Genomic DNA, 18,035 nt, shown 5'->3' with positions numbered 1-18,035 from the left:
GCGGCGACCCGCAATGGCGCCACCTTCAGTCGCTCCAGCATCGGAAGCGCGAATCAAACAAACGCGTCACATTGCGACCAACGAGCGCATGGCGCCGCACTCCACGTTCGATCGCCTCAAAGCTGCTGCGGTGCGGCGGCCGGGCGGCCCAGCAGATAGCCCTGCCCGTAATTGCAGCCCAGCTCGCGCAATGTCGCCAGTTGCTGCTCGGTCTCGATGCCCTCGCCCACCGTCTCGATCCCCAGGGTGCTGGCCAGGGCAAGGATGCCGCGCACCAGCGCGTGGCTGCCGGTGCCGCGTTCGTCCTGCAGGCCGGCGACGAAGCTCTGGTCGATCTTCAGCACCGAAATCGGGAAGCGATGCAGGTAGGACAGCGCCGAGAAGCCGGTACCGAAGTCGTCCAGTTGCGCCAGCACGCCGCGCTCGCGCAGCGCCTGCAGGATGGCCAGTGTGCGCGGGGCGTCGTCGAGCAGCGCCACCTCGGTGATCTCCACGCGCAGGCGGCGCGGGTCGGCGCCGGCGCTGTCGATCAGCCCGAACAGCCGCTCGGTGAAATCCGGCGAGCGGAAATGCCGGGGCGAAACGTTCACCGAGACGTAGCCGCCCTCGCTCTGTGCCAGGCGCCGGATCACCTGCGCGTACAGCAGCCAGTCCACCTGCTCGATCAGGCCGCTCTCCTCACCCAGATCGATGAACTGGCTCGGCACCAGCAGCCCACGGCTTTCGTGGCGCCAGCGCAACAGGGCTTCGTGGCCGATCACCTCGCCGTCGTGCAGGCGCACGATCGGCTGGTAGAACGGCTCGAAGTCGCGGTTGTTGATCGCACGGCGCAGGTCCGCCTCCAGATCGAGGCTGCGCAGCGCCGCCTCGCGCATGGCCTCGTCGAACACCACGCAGCGGTCCTGGGTCTGCGCCTTGGCCCGGTACATGGCCGCATCCGCGTCGCGCAGCATCTCCTCGCCGTTGTGGTAGCGCGGATGCCAGGCCGCGATGCCCAGGCTGCCGGACGGGAACAGTTCGCGGCCGGCCACCCACATCGGCTGGCCGAGCACATGCAGCAGGCGCCGCGCCAGCTCGCGCGCACCGTCCAGGCCATGCTCGCTCGGCGTCAGCACCGCGAACTCGTCGCCGCCCAGGCGCGCCACCACGTCCTGGCCGCGGATCGTGGAGACGATGCGCTTGGCCACCTGCACCAGCATCTCGTCGCCGGCGGCGTGGCCGATGCTGTCGTTGACCAGCTTGAACCGGTCCAGATCCAGAAAGAGCACGGCGAAGGTCTTGCCGCCGCCGCGGGCACGCGAGATCGCCTCGCTGAGCCGGTCCAGCAGATGCGAGCGGTTCGGCAACCCGGTCAGCGCATCGTGCAGCGCCTGGTGGGTCAGCCGCTGCTCGGCGCGCCAGCGCTCGGCGATCTGCGCCAGCAACTGCTCGTTGACTTCGGCCAGTTCGCGGGTGCGCTCCTCCACGCGCTGCTCCAGTTCCGCGTGGGCCAGCCGCAGCCGTTCCTGCGCGCGTTGCCGCGCCAGGCCGCTGCCGACGTTGTGCGCGACGAAGGTGAGCAGGCGCTGGTCGTGTTCGGTGAAACGCACCTTGGCGATGTAGCTCTGCACCACGATCGCGCCGATCACCTCGCCTTCGTCGAACAGCGGCACGCCCAGCCAACTGTAGGGGCGCTGGCCGTATTCCTGCACCTCGCCCTGCGCCAGCAAGGCGTCGATGTCGGGAAGCTCCAGCAGTTGCGGGCGCCGCACCCGCATCACGTACTCGGTCAGCCCGCGGCCGCGGCGCCGCTGCGGCCGGTACGGGGTGAACTCGTCCACCGAGTACACGAACTCCAGCATGGTGTCGTCGTCGGACAGCAGGGCGATGTACAGATTGCGCGCGTCGATCAGCCCGCCGACGATGGCGTGCACCTCGGTGTAGAACTGCTGCAGGCTCTCCGAGCGGATCGCCAGCTCGGCGATGCGGAACAGCGCCAGTTGCAGGGTCTCGGCGCGCTTGCGCTCCTGGATCTCCTCCTGCAGGTCGTGGTTGGCACGCTGCAGTTCCTGGGTGCGCAGGTGCACGCGCCGCTCCAGCTGCACCTGCGCATGCCGCCGGTCCATCGCGGTCTGCACGTGCTGGGCCACGTAGGCCAGCAAGGCGCGGTCGGCATCGGTGTAGCGCAACGCGTAGTCGTAGTTCTGCACCACGATGGCCCCGCACACGCGGCCCTCGCGCAACATCGGCACGCCCAGCCAGTCGCGGCTGTCCGGGCCGTGTTCGGCGTTGTAGCCCACCTGCAGGCGCTCGCGCACCTGTTCCGACGGCCCACGCACCGCACGGCCGTGGCGCAGCAGCCCCACGGTGAGGCTGTTCGGCATGTCGCGCAGCAGGTAGGTCTTCTCCGGATCGGCGACGAAGTCGTCGTGGCGGTCGGAGAAGTACAGGAAGCGCATGCTCTGCTGGTCTTCGTCGTATTCGACGATGTAGCAGTTCTCCGCGTACATCAGCGATTCCAGCACCGCATGCACGCGCTGCAGCATCTGGCCCATTTCCAGATCGGCACCGGCCAGGTCGGCGATCTCGTACAGCGCCTGCTGCAGTTGCTTGGATTTTTCCAGGCCCGCGATGCGCGCGCGCATGCGCTCGGTGTCGAGCAGGTTGAGACCGAACGCGACCGCGGCCTCGCACCAGGCCGCGCGATACGCTGCGTCCAGCGGCTGTCTCGCCTGCGCGCCGATGACCACGCAGGCCCCTTCGACGGTGCGGTGCACGTGCAGCACCGTCGGTGTCGTCGACGGCGGCAACTCGGTGGCCGCCAGCGTCTGCGCGACCAGTGCCTGCAGCCACTCCGGCGCCTCCGCGCTGGCGCCGTGGAGGCGCCCGACCACGCCGTCGCCGCAGCCGATCACCACGGCGCTGCCGGGCGGCAGCAACCCGCACAAGGCCTGCGCCGTGCGGGCGGGCGCATGGCCGCCGGACGCGTCTTCGCGGGCGGTGGCGGACGAATTGAACAGCATCGACAACGATTCTCCTGCAGGGCCCCCCGGAACCGCTCCACGCTCGCCCTTCATCATCAGCATACCTGTTGCATGGACCGATCGACGGCCGATCGACCCCGAAGCGGCGAGATGGGCGTTTGTCTACACATGTTGTCAGAATTTCCGCCCTCGCCACCCTCTCCCGGCTCCCCGTCTCCCGACTATGCGGCGGCCCGGCGAACGCTTAGGCTTGCCGCCGTGGACGCCCCGGTCGACGCGAGCGACGAAGCCCTGATGCTGGCCTATGCGGCCGGCGACGCGCGCGCGTTCGAGACCCTGTACCTGCGCCACCGTGGCCGCCTGTACCAGTACCTGCTGCGACAACTGCGCGACCGTGCGCTGGCCGAAGAGCTGTTCCAGGACGTGTGGCAGCGGGTGATCGCCGCACGCCTGGAGTGGCAGCCGCAGGCCGCGTTCACCACCTGGCTGCTGCGCATCGCCCACAATCGGCTGGGCGACCACTGGCGCGCGGCCAAGCATCGCCCGCCGGCACCGGCCGACGCCGACCTGCGCACCGCACGCGTGCAGGACCCCGACACGCCGGAGCGGCAACTGTCCGCCTTCGAGCAGCGGCGCCAGCTGCAACTGGCGCTGGATGCGCTTCCCGAGGAGCAACGCGACGTGCTGCTGCTGCGCCTGGAGCAGGAATTGAGCCTGGACGAGATCGGGCAGATCACCGGCGTCGGCCGCGAGACGGTCAAGTCGCGGCTGCGCTATGCGATGGACAAACTGCGCGCGAGGTTGGGCGGATGAGCGCCGACGAACCGCTGACCCCGGAAGAACGCGCACTGGCCGAGCGCCTGCGCCTGGGCCGGCAGGCATTGCCGCCGCCGGCGCTGGATGCGGCGATCCTGGCTGCCGCGCGTGCGGCGGTCGCACCGGGGGCCGCCGAGGTCCCGGAGTATCCCAGCAGCGCCACGGAGCGCGCGCGCGCGCAGGCCGCCGCGGCGATGCCCACGTCCGCGCCCGCCTCCATCGCGACCGTCGACCCGGCCGAGCCAGGCCCGGCGCCTGCAGCGCGTGCCGCCCCGCCGGCGTCGCGGCCACGCTGGCCGACCTGGCTAGGCCTGGCCGCCTCGCTGGTGCTGGTGGCCGGCATCGCCTGGCGCGCACGCCCGCCTGTGCCCTCTGCGCCCGCGCCAGCGGCGGCACCTGCCACGACCCCGGCGGCGACTTCCGCCGCCGACGTTCCCGCCACACCCGCCGCCTCCCCGGCACGGCCCTCCACGGAGCCAGCACCGGCGACCGCTGCGCCGGCAGCCCCTGAGACAGCGGCACCCGCCCCTGCGGCCTCCGCGCGCATGGCGACGGAGACAGCCGACGCGCCGCTGTCCGAGCGTGCGCAGGCGCAGATGCACAAGCCCGCGCCCACGAGCCGCATGCCCATGCCTCCTCCCGCGCCAGCGGCCATGGTGGCGCCCGCCGCTCCAGCGGCTCCGGCCCCGCCACCGCAGACCTTTGCGGCCGACAGCAATGCGTCCACCGCCGAGCAGCAAGCTGCGCCGGCCGGAATGCCGCTGCGTGCACCAACGCGCGCGGAAACGGCGCAGGACGGCTTGGCGCGCCGTGCGCCCGCCGACACCGCCACCCCGTCCAGGCTGGCGACCTCCGCGCGCGCGAAGGCCGCTGCGGCCGCGACGGCGGACACCCTCTCGCTGCGCCCCTCGCCATCCGCTGCGGCCCCCGCCGCGGCATTGCCGGAATCCGACACCAACGCCCTGGCGGCTGCGGTGGAGGCCGATGCGCAGCTATCGCCGCGCCGCTGGCTGCAGCGGATCCGTGAGCGCCGCGACCAAGGCGAACTCGAGACCGCACGTGCCAGCCTGCTGCGCTTCCAGCGTGCGCATCCGCAGCGGTCGATCCCGCAAGATCTGCGCCCGCTGCTGCCGGACTGAGCGGCGCGGCGACCGCCACGGCGGGCCGAGGCCGCACCTCGTCTACAATGCCGCCGATGCCCGACACGCTCCCGCACCCCGTCAGCCACAGCGTGGAGATCAAGCACAGCCGCTTCATTGCCCACGCCGCGCCGATCGCCGACGCCGGCGCAGCGCTGGCGTTCGTGCAGCAGGTGATGGTGGCCGACGCCACCCACAATTGCTGGGCCTACCGCCATGGCGACGAATACCGCTCCAGCGACGACGGCGAGCCCGCCGGCACCGCCGGCCGGCCGATCCTGGCGGCGATCGACGGCCAGGGCTTCGACCGCGTGGTGGTGGTGGTCACGCGCTGGTACGGCGGCATCAAGCTCGGCGCCGGTGGCCTGGTCCGCGCCTATGGCGGCAGTGCGGCCGAATGCCTGCGTCTGGCGCCACGGCAACCGCTGCTCGCGTTGAGCCTGCTGACCCTGCACTGCGGCTTCGACGACCTGGGCGCTGTGCATGTTGCGCTGAGCGCCTGCGCCGCGGAAAAACTCGATGAACGCTTCGATGCCGGCGGCGCCGAACTGCGCCTGCGCCTGCCCCGCGATCGCGTCGACGCCTTGAAAACCCGCCTGCGCGACGCCACTCGCAATCGGGTCCGCTGCTCGGAACCCGCCCCCGCATGAACACCCCCTCGGCCGACCAGGCCAAGTCGCTGCGCAGACTCGGCAGCCTGCGCACCCTGTGGCCGTTCGTGCGTCGTCGGCGCGGCCTGCTGATCGCCTGGCTGGTGGCGCTGGCGATCTCCTCCAGCGCCACGCTGAGCCTGCCGGTCGCGGTCCGGCAGATGATCGACCACGGCTTCGAGGACGTCCGCCTCATCAACCAGTCGTTCGCCCTGTTGTTCGCCGTCGCGGTGGTGCTGGCGGTGGCCACCGCCACGCGCTTCTACTTCGTGTCGCTGCTCGGCGAGAAGGTGGTCGCCGACCTGCGCGAGCGCCTGTATACGCACCTGATCGGCCTGCATGCCGGTTTCCACGACCGCAACCGCAGCGGCGAACTGGTCTCGCGCCTGTCGGCCGACAGCGAACTGCTGCGCGGGGTCATCGGCAGCACCATGTCGGTAGCGCTGCGCAGCACGGTCACCGCGGTCGGCAGCGTGGTGATGCTGTGCGTGACCAGCCCGCACCTGGCCGCCTACACCCTGCTCGGCATTCCGGTGGCGGTGCTGCCGATCGTGCTCGGCGCTCGGCGCCTGCAGAAGATCTCGCGCGCCAGCCAGGACCGCGTCGCCGACGCCAACACCCTGGCCGCCGAGACCCTGGGCGCGGTGCGCACGGTGCAGGCGTACGCGCGCGAAGGCTACGAACGCGGCCGCTTCGGCGACGCGCTGGCGCAGACCGTGGCGGTGGCGCGGCGCCGGGTCCGCGCGCAGGCGCTGATCACCGCCGCGGCCATCGTGTTGATCTTCGGCGCCATCGTGCTGGTGCTGTGGTTGGGCGCGCACGAGGTCGCCGCCCACGAACTCAGTGCGGGCGCGCTCGGCCAGTTCTTGCTGTACGCGATGTTCGGCGGCGGTTCGGTGGCCTCGCTGGCCGAAGTCTGGAACGACCTGCAGCGCGCGGCCGGCGGCATGGGCCGCATCGCCGAACTGTTCCAGGAACGTCCCGAGATCGTCGCCCCGGCCCAACCGCGTGCGCTGCCGCAGCCGCTGCGCGGCGAGGTGCGCTTCGACAACGTCAGCTTCCGCTATCCGCAGCGCCCCGATCACCCGGCGCTGGACGGTTTCGACCTGCACGTGCGGCCCGGCGAGAGCGTGGCCCTGGTCGGCCCCTCGGGCGCCGGCAAGAGCACCGTGCTGGCACTGCTGATGCGCTTCCACGATCCGCAATCGGGCAGCGTGCAGGTGGACGGCCTGGACCTGCGCACGCTGGACCCGTCGCAACTGCGCGCGGCGATCGGACTGGTGCCGCAGCACCCGACCCTGTTCGCCGCCAGCGCCGCCGACAACATCCGCTACGGCCGGCTCGAGGCCAGCGAGGCCGAGGTCGAGGCCGCGGCGCGCGCGGCCGAAGCCGATGCGTTCCTGCGGCAACTGCCGGAGGGCTATGCCAGCGAACTGGGCGAACGCGGCGCGCGCCTGTCCGGTGGCCAACAGCAGCGCATCGCCATCGCCCGCGCCCTGCTCAAGGACGCGCCGATCCTGTTGCTGGACGAGGCCACCAGCGCCCTGGACGCGCAGAGCGAACACGCCGTGCAGCAGGCGCTGGAGCGGCTGATGACCGGACGCACCACCCTGGTGATCGCGCACCGCCTGGCCACCGTGCTGAAGGCCGACCGCATCGTGGTGATGGACCATGGCCGCATCGTCGCTCAGGGCACCCACGCCGAGCTGCTGGCGCAGGACGGGCTGTACGCCGAACTCGCTCGCCTGCAATTCATCGACTGAGCACGCCGCGCTAACGACAGCGGGACTACGGTCGATCCGCGTCTGCCGCGGGCCGCGCATGTCGCGGCTGCCGTGCCGGCGTCCCGCATTCGATGCAGCGTTCGACAGGAGGCTCCCGATGTCCTTTCGCCAATTGCCTGCCCTCGGTCCCGACGGCGAGGCCTATCTGATCACCGAGTTCCTGGACGATGCGCCGCGCCAGCAACAGGCGCAGCACGACCCGCACGCCGACAGTGGACTGCGCTACGAACTGGCCGACGGCCGCAAGCTGATCCGCCGCGGCCAGCAGTTCGTCACCACCGGCGGCGAGCTGACCCTGACCGCGGTCTAGCGTCGCCACCACAGTGTGCCGCCGTGCCGTGTCATCGCCACTGGCGTTCGGGGTGCTGGCGGCAAGCTGGTGAATTTTTCGCCACCTCTCTTGACAGGCTTGCCCCGCAAGGCGCGCCGACAGTTATCCACATGTTTGCGCAGTGGCCATCCACATGCGCTGTGGATGAATTGCGGCAGGCGTTGGTGGTTCCCGTGCACGCGTCTGGCGAGTTGCACGGTCGCGGCTGAAGCCGCTCCTACGACGGGTGTTGCGTGCTTTCGTAGGAGCGGCTTCAGCCGCGACGAGCAAAGCGGCATGCGTCCTCATGGCGCACCGCGTCGGGACTGAAGCCCCTCCCCACAGTGCCCCAGCCAACTCGCCGCAAGTTTTTGTAAGAGCGGCTTCAGCCCCGACGGCGTGCGATGCAATTCACCCCGCCAGCACCCGCCCGATCCCACTGGCATCGATCTCCGCCGCCGCGCCGCGCACCGCCCCCGCATCGCTGGCCGGATCGAAGCCGAGCCGGAAATGCAGCTCGCCCGCCTGCGTGCGCGAGGAATGGATCGAAGCGAGATTCACCCCATGGCGCTCGAACACGTGCAACAGCGCGCGCAGCGAACCGGCGCGGTCCTCCGGCAGGTAGACGCTGAGCGTGGACTGCTCGGTCAGGTCGGCCAGCAGATAACCGACGCGCTCGTAGCTGTAGTTGCCCTGGGCGATGGCCGCATCGCCCAAGGCCTGCCGGTTTGCGTCGAGGAACTCGGCGCGGAATTGCGCGCGCGCCGCATCGTCGCCGCGACCGACCTGATCGCGCAGCCGCGACAGCTGCGCGATCAGCCCGTCCAGCACATCGCCTACATGCGGATTGCCGAACTGGATGTCTTCGTAGATGGCCGGATTCAGGGCCAGGATGCGCGCGATGATCGCGGTATCCAGTTCGAACGAGGCCGAGCGGTACGGCAGCAGGGCCTGCAACGGCCCCAGCGCCGGCGCATGTTCGCGCAGCACGCCCGCCTGGGCCAGGTGCGTGGCGTGGACCATGGCCTGCACCAGCGCCATCACTTGGTCGTGGTGCGCGGGCGTGGTGTGCACGCACTCGCCTTCCAGCGCGGCGCACATGGTGTGTAGCCAGGGCTGCCACTGCGCCACCCGCGCCTCGCACACCACCAGCACGCGGCCCTTGAGCGTGGGCGACTTGGGCGGCGCCGTCATCGGATGCAGCCCGGCCACTTCCGCCTGCGAGGCCAGCATCGCCGCCACCGGCGCGGCCTTGACCGAGGTGACGTCCAGCCAGAGCTGGTCGCGCTCGCGGCCGCCGGCGCGCTGCACGTACTCGCCGATCAACGCTGGCGTGTGCCGGATCGGCGCGGAGAAGATCAGCACCTGCGCCTGCTGCAGCAGCGCCTCCGGCGCCAGCGACTGCGGGTCGGCCGGATCGTGGCCGATCACCTGCAACTGCATGCGCTCGCGGAAGAAGCGGCTCAGCCAGCGACCATAGGCGCCGGCACTGCCGACGATGCCGACGACCGGGCGCAGGCTCACGCCAGGCGCTCGGCGACGAAGCGCAGCGGCGTGGCCAGCGCAGCCGGCGCCGCCGCCAGCACGTCCAGTTCTTCCACGTCCGCGGCCAGGGTCGCCTCCAGCGCCGCATGCACGCCGGCGATGGCGCGACCGATCGCCGCCTCGAAGCTGTCGCCGCGCAGCAGGAAGGCCACCAGCAGCGCCATCAACACATCGCCGGTACCGGCCACGTCCACCGGCAGCAAGGGCGAGCACCAGCGGTAGACCGCCTCGCGGCTCACCGCCAGCGTCACCAGTTGCCCGGCATCGCCGCCGACGCTGTGCGCAAGCACCCATTCCGGTCCGCGCGCCAGCAGCACGCGCGCCGCGGCGATCGCGTCGTCCTGTGCCAGCGCCGGCATGCCGGTCAGGCGGCCGAGTTCGAACGCATTCGGCGTCACCAGCCACGCGTGCGGCAACAGGCGCTCGGCGAAGATCGCTTCCAGGCCCGGCTCCACGTAGGGGCCGGTGTGCGTATCGCCGATCACCGGATCCAGGCAGTAGCGCAGCGTCGGGCACTGCGGCAGCGTGGCGTCGAGCCAATCGGCGAAGGCGGTGCCATTGCCGACGCTGCCGAAATAGCCGGACACCAGCATGCGCGCACGCTGCGGCAGGCCGCGTTCGCTGGCACCGAGCAGCAGATCGGCGAACCAGTCCGACGGCAGCACCTTGCCGCGCAGCGTGGCGTAGAACGGCGCATTGCTCAGCAAGGTGGTCGGTATCTCGGCCACGCGCAGGCCCAGCGCGCGCAACGGCGGCACCGCAGCACTGTTGCCGGCGTGGCCATAGACGAGTTGCGACTGCACGGAAATGACGTCGACCGGCACCGGTCCGTCGGGCCGCTGGCGGCGGCCATGGATGAGATGACGTGCGGTGGCGTTGTCGGCGGAGGCGTTCATCGCCGTAGTGTAGCGCCGGCGCAAGGACGCCCGGATGGGCGCGTGCCGGCGCGTTGCATGGCTTTCAGCAACAACGGCCTCAGCTGCGACGCTCCGACGAGAAAGCGTCGCGGCTGAAGCCGCTCCTACAACGAGGGCATGATGCGGGGAGAAACCCACGCACAGCCAGAATCGAAACTCCCATTCTTTGCTGCGCTGAGCGCGCGAAGCATTCCAATGTGGGAGGGGCTTCAGCCCCCCGACGCTTTAGCGTCAACGCGTCGGGGCTGAAGCCCCTTCCACAAAGAGCGCTGCAGTAGCCAGACAAGCTCGGGAAATCTCGAATCCAAAATCCCGAATCCCGGCCTTCAACAGCCGCAGGCTGTCATCCCGAATCCCGAATCCCCAATCCCCAATCCCGGCCTCACGACGTCATCCGGTCCCAGAACCCCTTCACCCCATCGATGAAGGTCGCCGACTTGGGCGAATGCTTGCGCGCGTCCTCGCCGGTGAAGGTGGACTCGAACTGCTCCAGCAGTTTGCGCTGGTCGGCAGTGAGGTTGATCGGGGTCTCCACCACCACGCGGCAGTACAGGTCGCCTTCGCTGCGGCTGCGCACCGAGCGCACGCCCTTGCCGCGCAGGCGGAACAGCTTGCCGGTCTGGGTCTCGGCCGGGATGCGGATCTCCGCCTCGCCGCCCAGGGTCGCCACGCGCACGGTGTCGCCCAGCGCCGCCTGCGAGATGCGGATCGGCACCTCGCAGTGCAAGTCGTCGCCGTCGCGCTGGAAGATCGGATGCTCGCGCACCCGCACTTCCACGTACAGATCGCCCGGCGGAGTACCGGCCGGACCGGCCTCGCCCTCGCCCAACAGGCGGATGCGATCGCCGTTGTCGACGCCGGCGGGGATCTTCACCGACAGTACCTTGGTCTCTTCCACACGCCCGGCGCCATGGCACTCGCCGCACGGGTTCTGCACGATCTGGCCGCGACCGGCGCAATGCGGGCAGGTCTGCTGCATGGCGAAGATGCCGCGCTGGATGCGCACCTGGCCGCGCCCGTGGCAGGTGCCGCAGGTCTCGACCTTGCCGTCCGCCGAGCCGCTGCCGTGGCAGTGCTCGCATTCGCTCAGGGTCGGGATCTCGATGCGACGCTCGATGCCGGCCACCGCTTCTTCCAGGTCCAGCTCCAGCACGTAGCCGATGTCGGCGCCACGCCGCGGCGCACGCCCGCCACCGCCGGCGCCACCGAAGATGTTGCCGAAGATGTCGCCGAAGATATCGCCCATGTCCGGGCCGCCCGGACCGCCGCCCATCCCGCCCATGCCGTGCTCGAACGCGGCGTGGCCGTGCGCGTCGTACATGCGCCGGCGGTTGCCGTCGGAGAGCACCTCATAGGCTTCCTTGCATTCCTTGAACGCGGCCTCGGCGGCGTGGTCGCCGGGATTGCGGTCCGGGTGGTACTTCATCGCGCAACGGCGATAGGCCTTCTTCAGCTCGTCGTCGCTGGCGGTGCGGGCCACACCCAGCACTTCGTAATAGTCGCGTTTGCTCATGGCTGGGAATGGGCGATGGGGAATGGGGAATGGTTCAAAACGGGCATCCTGTGGCGATCAGTCATAGCGGCGATGAAACCGGGAACCTTAAAACGGCGAAGGAGCGGAGCCTGAGCACCGCTCCTTCGAAAACCGATTCCCTAAGGCTGGATCACGCCTTCTTGTCGTCCTTGACCTCGGTGAACTCGGCGTCGACCACGTCGTCGGACGAGGCCGAGGACGCATGCGCGCCGCCGGCGTTGCCGCCCGGCTGCTGCTCGCCCGCCGCCGCGGCCGCGTACAGCGACTGACCGGCCTCTTCCAGCGCCTTGGTCTTGGCCTCGATCTGGCCCTTGTCGTCGCCCTTCATCGCGGTTTCCAGGTCCGCAAGCGCCGACTCGACCTTGCCAATCACGTCGCCGCCGACCTTGCTGCCGTGCTCGGTGATCGCGCTGCGGGTGGCATGGATCAGGCCGTCGGCCTGGTTGCGCGCCTGCACCAGCTCGTGGAACTTCTTGTCTTCCTCGCGGTTGGCTTCCGCGTCGGCGACCATCCGCTGGATCTCGTCGTCCGACAGGCCGGAACCGGCCTTGATCTCGACCTTCTGCTCCTTGTTGGTCTTCTTGTCCTTGGCCGACACGTGCAGGATGCCGTTGGCGTCGATGTCGAAGGACACCTCCACCTGCGGCAGGCCGCGCGGCGCCGGCTCGATGCCGGACAGGTCGAACTTGGCCAGCGACTTGTTGAAGCGGGCCTGTTCGCGCTCGCCCTGCAGCACGTGCACGGTCACCGCCGACTGGTTGTCCTCGGCGGTGGAGAACACCTGCGAGGCCTTGGTCGGAATGGTGGTGTTCTTCTCGATGATCTTGGTGAACACGCCGCCCAGGGTCTCGATGCCCAGGCTCAGCGGGGTCACGTCGAGCAACAGCACATCCTTGACGTCGCCGGCCAGCACGCCGCCCTGGATCGCGGCACCCAGCGCCACGGCTTCGTCGGGGTTGACGTCCTTGCGCGGCTCCTTGCCGAAGAACTCGGCCACCGCCTGCTGCACCTTCGGCATGCGGGTCTGGCCACCGACCAGGATCACCTCGGTGATGTCGCTGGCGCGCAGGCCGGCGTCGTTCAGCGCGGTGCGGCACGGATCGATGGTGCGCTTGACCAGGTCTTCCACCAGCGCCTCGAGCTTGGCCCGGGTCAGCTTGATGTTGAGGTGCTTCGGGCCCGACGCGTCGGCAGTGACGTACGGCAGGTTGACTTCGGTCTGCTGCGAGGAGGACAGCTCGATCTTGGCGCGCTCGGCGGCATCCTTCAGGCGCTGCAGCGCCAGCGGATCCTTGCGCAGGTCGATGCCTTGGTCCTTGTTGAACTCTTCCACCAAGTAGTCGATGACGCGCTTGTCGAAGTCTTCGCCGCCCAGGAAAGTGTCGCCGTTGGTGGCCAGCACTTCGAACTGCTTCTCGCCGTCGACGTTGGCGATCTCGATGATCGATACGTCGAAGGTGCCGCCGCCCAGGTCGTACACGGCGATCTTGCGGTCGCCGCCCTGGCCCTTGTCCAGGCCGTAGGCCAGCGCAGCCGCAGTCGGCTCGTTGATGATGCGCTTGACGTCCAGGCCGGCGATGCGGCCGGCGTCCTTGGTCGCCTGGCGCTGGCTGTCGTTGAAGTACGCCGGCACGGTGATGACCGCCTCGGTGACGGTCTCGCCCAGGAACGCCTCGGCGGTCTTCTTCATCTTCTCCAGCACCTGCGCGGAGATTTCCTGCGAGGCCAGCTTGCGCCCGTCGGCGGTGGCCACCCAGGCGTCGCCGTTGTCGTGCTGGACGATGCTGTACGGCACCAGGCCGATGTCCTTCTGCACTTCGGCGTCGGTGAACTTGCGGCCGATCAGGCGCTTGACCGCGTAGAAGGTGTTCTTGGGGTTGGTGACGGCCTGGCGCTTGGCCGAGGCGCCCACCAGCACTTCGCCGTCCTTGGTATAGGCGACGATCGAAGGCGTGGTGCGGTCACCCTCGGAATTCTCGATGACGCGGGCCTTGCCGCCGTCCATGATCGCCACGCACGAATTGGTCGTGCCCAGGTCGATGCCGATGATCTTGCCCATTGCAATGACTCCTGAAAGGTCGTGTAGCCGGCCAGTGCCGGGATCTGGTTCGGATATAGGGATGGCCGCGGGTCATTCAAGCCATCGCCGCAAATTAGCGTTCCACGACCGCCGCGCCGGGTTCAGGCGCGGGCGGCGGGCACGCTCAGTCGTGCTTGGCCACCACCACCAGGGCGGGCCGCAGCAGGCGGTCGTTGAGCAGGTAGCCCTTCTGGAACACCTGGATCACGTGCCCAGGCGCCACGCCCTCGGCCTCGGCCTGGCTGATCGCCTGGTGATGCTCGGGGTTGAACGGCTCGCCGGTCGGGTCGAGCAGGGTCAGGCCGTTGTCGGCGGCAACCTTGAGCAACTGCTTGTAGGTCAGCTCCAGGCCGTCGCGCAGCGGGCTGGGCTCGCTGCCGGCGGCGCTCAGCCCCGCGTCCAGACTGTCGAACACCGGCAACAGGTCGCCGAGCAGGCGCTCGTTGGCGAACTTGCGCGCCTGCTCCACGTCGCGGGCGATGCGCTTACGCTGGTTCTCCAGGTCGGCCCGCTCGCGCAGGGCGTCGGCCTTGACCAGGGCCAGTTCGCTGCGCAGCGTCTCGATCTCCGCCTGCAGCGGATCGGTCGAGGGCTGCTGCGCCTCGGTCAGGTGTTCGGAATCGAATTCAGGGTGCTCTTGCGTCATGTCCGGGTCCCTGGCGGGGTACGTCCCGCCTTACCGGACCACCTATGTGGGCGCCTGGCCCGGATTCAAGTGAATCCGGGACTGGGAGGCGGGATTGCGGAGTGGCGCGGCCGGATGGCCGGCTGGCGGAGCGCGCGAAACAGGCTGGGCGCTGGCTCAGCGGTCGCCGGGCGGGGATGGGTCCAGGCGGGCGCCGAGCACGTCGGCGGCGGTCTGGACCAGGGGAATGACCCGGTCGTAGTCCATGCGCTTGGGGCCGATCACGCCCAGCACGCCCAGCACCTGGCCGCCGGCCATGTACGGCGCGGTCACCAGCGACACGCTCTCCAGCGGCACCATGCCGGTCTCTTCGCCGATGAAGATGCGCACGCCCGGCGCGCGGATGGTGCGTTCGAGCAGTTGCAGGATCTCGCGCTTGCTGGCGAAGACCTCGAACAGTTCGCGCAGCCGCTCCAGGTCCGACAGGTCCTGCACACCCATCAACTTGGTCTGCCCGGCCAGCACCATGTCGTCGCCGGCCGGGGCCAGCGCCTGCTCGGCCAGTTCGACGCTGTGCGCCAGCAACTGCTCCATCTCGTCGCGCGCGTGGCGCAGGTCGCGCAGCAGGCTGGCACGGATGTCGGCCAGGGCGCGCCCGGCGAAATGGCGGTTCAGATAGTTGGCCACCCGCTCCAGTTCGGCCGGCTCGTAGGCCTTGCGCGGCTCGATGACGCGGTTCTGCACCTCGTTGTCGGCGAATACCAGGATCGCCAGCACCCGCCGCGCATCCAGCGGCACGAAGTCGATGTGCCGGAACGCGAACTGCTCGCGCTTGGGCGCGCTGACCACGCCGACGAAGTGGGTCATCGCCGACAGCAGTTCCGAGGCGCTGCCCAGCAATGCCTGGGTGCCGGCGGCATTGGCCATCTCCGCGCGCAGCCGTGCCACCTCGCCTTCGGCCGGCGGGCGCATCTGCACCAGGCTGTCGACGAACACCCGGTAGCCGGTGGCGGTGGGCACGCGCCCGGCCGAAGTGTGCGGCGAGCTGAGCAGCCCGGCGTCCTCCAGGTCGGCGAGGATGTTGCGGATCGTCGCCGGGCTCACGTCCAGCCCGGCATGCCGGGCCAGGGTCTGCGAGCCGACCGGCTCGCCGTCGCGGATATAGCGCGAGATCAGCGTGCGCAGCAGCTGCCGGGCACGCGGATCGAGGCTGGAATGGACCGGGGAAGCGCGCATGGAATCAACCCGTGAGACTGGTCCTTAGATAATGTCTGCACGCCAGCTTGGCAAGTCATTGGCCCACCTACCCGCGCGTGCTAGCGTTGCGCGGCTCCGGATGCAGACCCCATGCTCAGACATCTCTCGATCAAGGATTTCGCCGTCGTACGCGGCACCGAACTGGAATTCGGCCCCGGCATGACCGTGGTGTCCGGCGAAACCGGCGCCGGCAAGTCGCTGATGGTGGACGCGCTCGGCTTCCTGTCCGGGCTGCGCGCCGACAGCGGCGTGGTCCGCCACGGCGCCGACCGCGCCGAACTGTCGGCCGAGTTCGTGCCCCCCGCCCAGGCGCGCGCCTGGCTGCGCGAGAACGAACTCGATGACGACGAACACTGCCAGCTGCGCCGGGTGATCCGCGCCGACGGCGGCTCCCGCGCCTGGATCAACGGCCGCCCGGTGACCCTGTCGCAACTGGCCGAGCTGGCCGGCTACCTGGTCGAGATCCATGGCCAGCACGAACACCAGGCCCTGCTCTCGCGCGGCAGCCAGCTCGGCCTGCTCGACGCCTACGCTCGCAACGAGGCCGAACGCGCCGCGGTGCGCGCCGCCGCCGCCCGCTGGCAGGGCCTGCTCAGCGAGCGCGAGACCCTGCTGGCGCAAGGCGACGTCAGCGACCGCATCGGTTTCTTGCAGCACCAGTTGGCCGAGCTGCAGCGCGAGGACCTGGACCCGGCGGCGATCGCCGCCCTGGACGCCAACCACCGCCGCCAGGCCCACGCCGCCGCGCTGATCGGCGCCTGCGAGGGCGCGGCGCAGCGGCTCAACGGCGACGAGGCGCCGGCGGTGCTGGACCTGCTGCAGCAGACCCGCCACGAGCTCGGCAAGGTTGGCGAGTACGACCCGCGCCTGGCCGAGGTGCAGGCGCTAATCGACAGCGCCGGCATCCAGCTGGAGGAAGCGTTGGCGCTGATCGACCGGGTCCGCGACGACCTGGACGCCGACCCGGCGCAGTTCGATGAGATGGAACGCAAGCTCGGCCGCCTGCACGACCTGGCGCGCAAGCACCGGATCGGGGTGGACGCGCTGGCCGGCCACCGCGACGCCCTGCTGGCCGAGGTGGAAAGCCTGCGCGGCGCCGGCGAGCGGCTGGACCTGCTCGACGCCGAGATCGCCCAGGCCACCCAGGCCTGGCGCGACGCCGCGGCCGCCCTGACCGCCACCCGCGACCGCGGCGCGCAGGCGCTCTCGCACGACACCACCGCGCTGATCGGCGAACTGGGCATGGGCGGCGGCCGCTTCCTGATCCAGCTTGAACCGCACGAGACGGAGCGGCCGGACCCGGCCGGCGCCGAGCGGGTCGAGTTCCTGGTCGCGGCCAACGCCGGGCAGCCGCCGCGCGCCCTGCGCAAGGTCGCTTCCGGCGGCGAACTGTCGCGCATCTCGCTGGCGATCGAAGTCGCCGCGTTGGGCCTGGACGCGGTGCCGACCATGGTCTTCGACGAAGTGGACTCGGGCATCGGCGGCGCCGTCGCCGACATCGTCGGCAAGAAGCTGCGCGCGCTCGGCGAGCAGCGCCAGGTGCTGTGCGTGACTCACCTGCCGCAGGTCGCCGCCCAGGGCCACGCCCACTACCGGGTCAGCAAGGCGCCGGTCGAGGGCATGACCCAGAGCTCGGTGGAACTGCTGGCCCCACGCCAGCGCGAGGAAGAACTGGCACGGATGCTGGGCGGGGTCGAGGTCAGCAAGGAAGCCCGCGCCGCGGCCAAGCGGCTGCTGCTCAGCGCGGGCTGAGCGGCTGGCGATCGGGCAGCGCTGCCAGCGCCTGGCCGTGCGGCCGTGCCCAGGCGCCGCAGGTCACTGAAAGCATCAAAAGCCGCCGCGGCCCCCAGACCCTCATCCGCCCCTGCGGGGCACCTTCTCCCGGCGGGAGAAGGGAAAAGCCTGGCCCCTCTCCCACCGGGAGAGGGGTTGGGGTGAGGGTTCGGCGCGGAGCGACCCACTGAAGTGATCCACACGGCGTCACCCGGACCCTCATCCGCCCCTGCGGGCCACCTTCTCCCGATGGGAGGAGGAAGAAGACTTAGCCCCTCTCCCACCGGGAGAGGGCTTGGGGCGAGGGTTTGGCGCAGAGCGACCCGCTGACGTGATCCAACGCGGCGACACCCGGACCCTCATCCGCCCCTGCGGGGCACCTTCTCCCGGCGGGAGAAGGGAGAAGCCTTAGCCCCTAGGGGTTGGGGTGAGGGTACGGCGCGGAGCGACCCACTGAAGTGATCCACACGGCGACACCCGGACCCTCATCCGCCCCTGCGCGGCACCTTCTCCCGGTGGGAGAAGGGAGAAGCCTCAGCCCCTCTCCCACCGGGAGAGGGGTTGGGGTGAGGGTTCGGCGCGGAGCGACCCGCTGACGTGATGCATGCGGCGGCACCCGGCCCCTCATCCGCCCCTGCGGGG

The 18,035-nt window shown here is 70.2% G+C and carries 13 protein-coding genes; 6 read left to right on the top strand and 7 right to left on the bottom strand.

From position 1 onward, the window contains the following. Window positions 1-116 precede the first annotated feature (116 nt). Complete coding sequence (locus J7357_RS02875; RefSeq protein ID WP_209244761.1) at window positions 117-3,002, bottom strand: EAL domain-containing protein; 2,886 nt, start codon at window positions 3,000-3,002, stop codon at window positions 117-119. 219 nt (window positions 3,003-3,221) lie between these two features. Between J7357_RS02875 and J7357_RS02870 the strand changes: the two genes are divergently transcribed. From J7357_RS02870 to J7357_RS02850, 5 genes are all read left to right on the top strand, one after another. Further along, on the top strand, window positions 3,222-3,776 hold the full coding sequence (locus tag J7357_RS02870) for an RNA polymerase sigma factor (RefSeq protein WP_209244760.1): 555 nt from the start codon (window positions 3,222-3,224) through the stop codon (window positions 3,774-3,776). Continuing rightward, window positions 3,773-4,918 (top strand): hypothetical protein, encoded by a 1,146-nt coding sequence (locus J7357_RS02865; protein WP_209244759.1) that lies wholly within the window; start codon window positions 3,773-3,775, stop codon window positions 4,916-4,918. Before J7357_RS02870 ends, J7357_RS02865 begins: the two co-directional genes overlap by 4 nt. Before the next feature lie 56 nt (window positions 4,919-4,974). Continuing rightward, window positions 4,975-5,568, top strand: a complete 594-nt coding sequence (locus tag J7357_RS02860; protein WP_209244758.1) for a YigZ family protein — start codon at window positions 4,975-4,977, stop codon at window positions 5,566-5,568. Then, window positions 5,565-7,331, top strand: coding sequence for an ABC transporter transmembrane domain-containing protein (locus tag J7357_RS02855; protein ID WP_209244756.1), 1,767 nt, complete (start codon window positions 5,565-5,567; stop codon window positions 7,329-7,331). Before J7357_RS02860 ends, J7357_RS02855 begins: the two co-directional genes overlap by 4 nt. 118 nt (window positions 7,332-7,449) lie before the next feature. Further along, the gene (locus J7357_RS02850; protein ID WP_209244754.1) at window positions 7,450-7,662 is read left to right on the top strand and encodes a hypothetical protein; all 213 of its coding nucleotides are present in this window, start codon (window positions 7,450-7,452) and stop codon (window positions 7,660-7,662) included. Between the two features lie 411 nt (window positions 7,663-8,073). On the opposite strand, the gene J7357_RS02845 is transcribed toward J7357_RS02850, so the two are convergent. From J7357_RS02845 to hrcA, 6 genes are all read right to left on the bottom strand, one after another. Beyond that, window positions 8,074-9,186 carry a prephenate dehydrogenase gene (locus J7357_RS02845; protein WP_209244746.1) on the bottom strand — a complete coding sequence of 371 codons (1,113 nt, stop codon included), beginning with the start codon at window positions 9,184-9,186 and terminating at the stop codon, window positions 8,074-8,076. Beyond that, window positions 9,183-10,103 (bottom strand): pyridoxal kinase, encoded by a 921-nt coding sequence (gene pdxY / locus J7357_RS02840; protein WP_209244745.1) that lies wholly within the window; start codon window positions 10,101-10,103, stop codon window positions 9,183-9,185. The genes J7357_RS02845 and pdxY overlap by 4 nt, the downstream gene beginning before the upstream one ends. Window positions 10,104-10,506: 403 nt before the next feature. Then, window positions 10,507-11,637, bottom strand: coding sequence for a molecular chaperone DnaJ (gene dnaJ, locus J7357_RS02835; protein ID WP_209244743.1), 1,131 nt, complete (start codon window positions 11,635-11,637; stop codon window positions 10,507-10,509). Window positions 11,638-11,788: 151 nt separating this feature from the next. Further along, window positions 11,789-13,717, bottom strand: a complete 1,929-nt coding sequence (gene dnaK, locus J7357_RS02830) for a molecular chaperone DnaK (RefSeq protein ID WP_209244741.1) — start codon at window positions 13,715-13,717, stop codon at window positions 11,789-11,791. A gap of 145 nt (window positions 13,718-13,862) precedes the next feature. Then, window positions 13,863-14,384, bottom strand: coding sequence for a nucleotide exchange factor GrpE (gene grpE / locus J7357_RS02825; protein WP_010344263.1), 522 nt, complete (start codon window positions 14,382-14,384; stop codon window positions 13,863-13,865). 156 nt (window positions 14,385-14,540) lie between these two features. Continuing rightward, window positions 14,541-15,599, bottom strand: coding sequence for a heat-inducible transcriptional repressor HrcA (hrcA, locus tag J7357_RS02820; protein WP_160946031.1), 1,059 nt, complete (start codon window positions 15,597-15,599; stop codon window positions 14,541-14,543). Window positions 15,600-15,710: 111 nt separating this feature from the next. On the opposite strand from hrcA, the gene recN reads away from it, so the two are divergent. After that, entirely contained in the window at window positions 15,711-17,372 is a 1,662-nt protein-coding gene (recN, locus tag J7357_RS02815; RefSeq protein WP_209244739.1) for a DNA repair protein RecN, read from the top strand. The last annotated feature ends 663 nt before the right edge of the window (window positions 17,373-18,035 follow it).

This window comes from Xanthomonas sp. D-109, from assembly GCF_017746095.1.
Taxonomy (GTDB): Bacteria; Pseudomonadota; Gammaproteobacteria; order Xanthomonadales; family Xanthomonadaceae; genus Xanthomonas_A; species Xanthomonas_A sacchari.
The sequence above is the reverse complement of the archived record's forward strand: the minus strand, read 5'-3'. Positions and strand labels throughout refer to the sequence as shown.

Bases quoted from the DNA above. Each gene is read 5' to 3' on its own strand.
- J7357_RS02875 (WP_209244761.1), bottom strand. From the start codon at position 3,002: ATGCTGTTCAATTCGTCCGCCACCGCCCGCGAAGACGCGTCCGGCGGC.
- J7357_RS02865 (WP_209244759.1), top strand. From the start codon at position 3,773: ATGAGCGCCGACGAACCGCTGACCCCGGAAGAACGCGCACTGGCCGAG.
- J7357_RS02860 (WP_209244758.1), top strand. From the start codon at position 4,975: ATGCCCGACACGCTCCCGCACCCCGTCAGCCACAGCGTGGAGATCAAG.
- J7357_RS02855 (WP_209244756.1), top strand. From the start codon at position 5,565: ATGAACACCCCCTCGGCCGACCAGGCCAAGTCGCTGCGCAGACTCGGC.
- J7357_RS02850 (WP_209244754.1), top strand. From the start codon at position 7,450: ATGTCCTTTCGCCAATTGCCTGCCCTCGGTCCCGACGGCGAGGCCTAT.
- pdxY (WP_209244745.1), bottom strand. From the start codon at position 10,103: ATGAACGCCTCCGCCGACAACGCCACCGCACGTCATCTCATCCATGGC.
- dnaJ (WP_209244743.1), bottom strand. From the start codon at position 11,637: ATGAGCAAACGCGACTATTACGAAGTGCTGGGTGTGGCCCGCACCGCC.
- dnaK (WP_209244741.1), bottom strand. From the start codon at position 13,717: ATGGGCAAGATCATCGGCATCGACCTGGGCACGACCAATTCGTGCGTG.
- grpE (WP_010344263.1), bottom strand. From the start codon at position 14,384: ATGACGCAAGAGCACCCTGAATTCGATTCCGAACACCTGACCGAGGCG.
- hrcA (WP_160946031.1), bottom strand. From the start codon at position 15,599: ATGCGCGCTTCCCCGGTCCATTCCAGCCTCGATCCGCGTGCCCGGCAG.
- recN (WP_209244739.1), top strand. From the start codon at position 15,711: ATGCTCAGACATCTCTCGATCAAGGATTTCGCCGTCGTACGCGGCACC.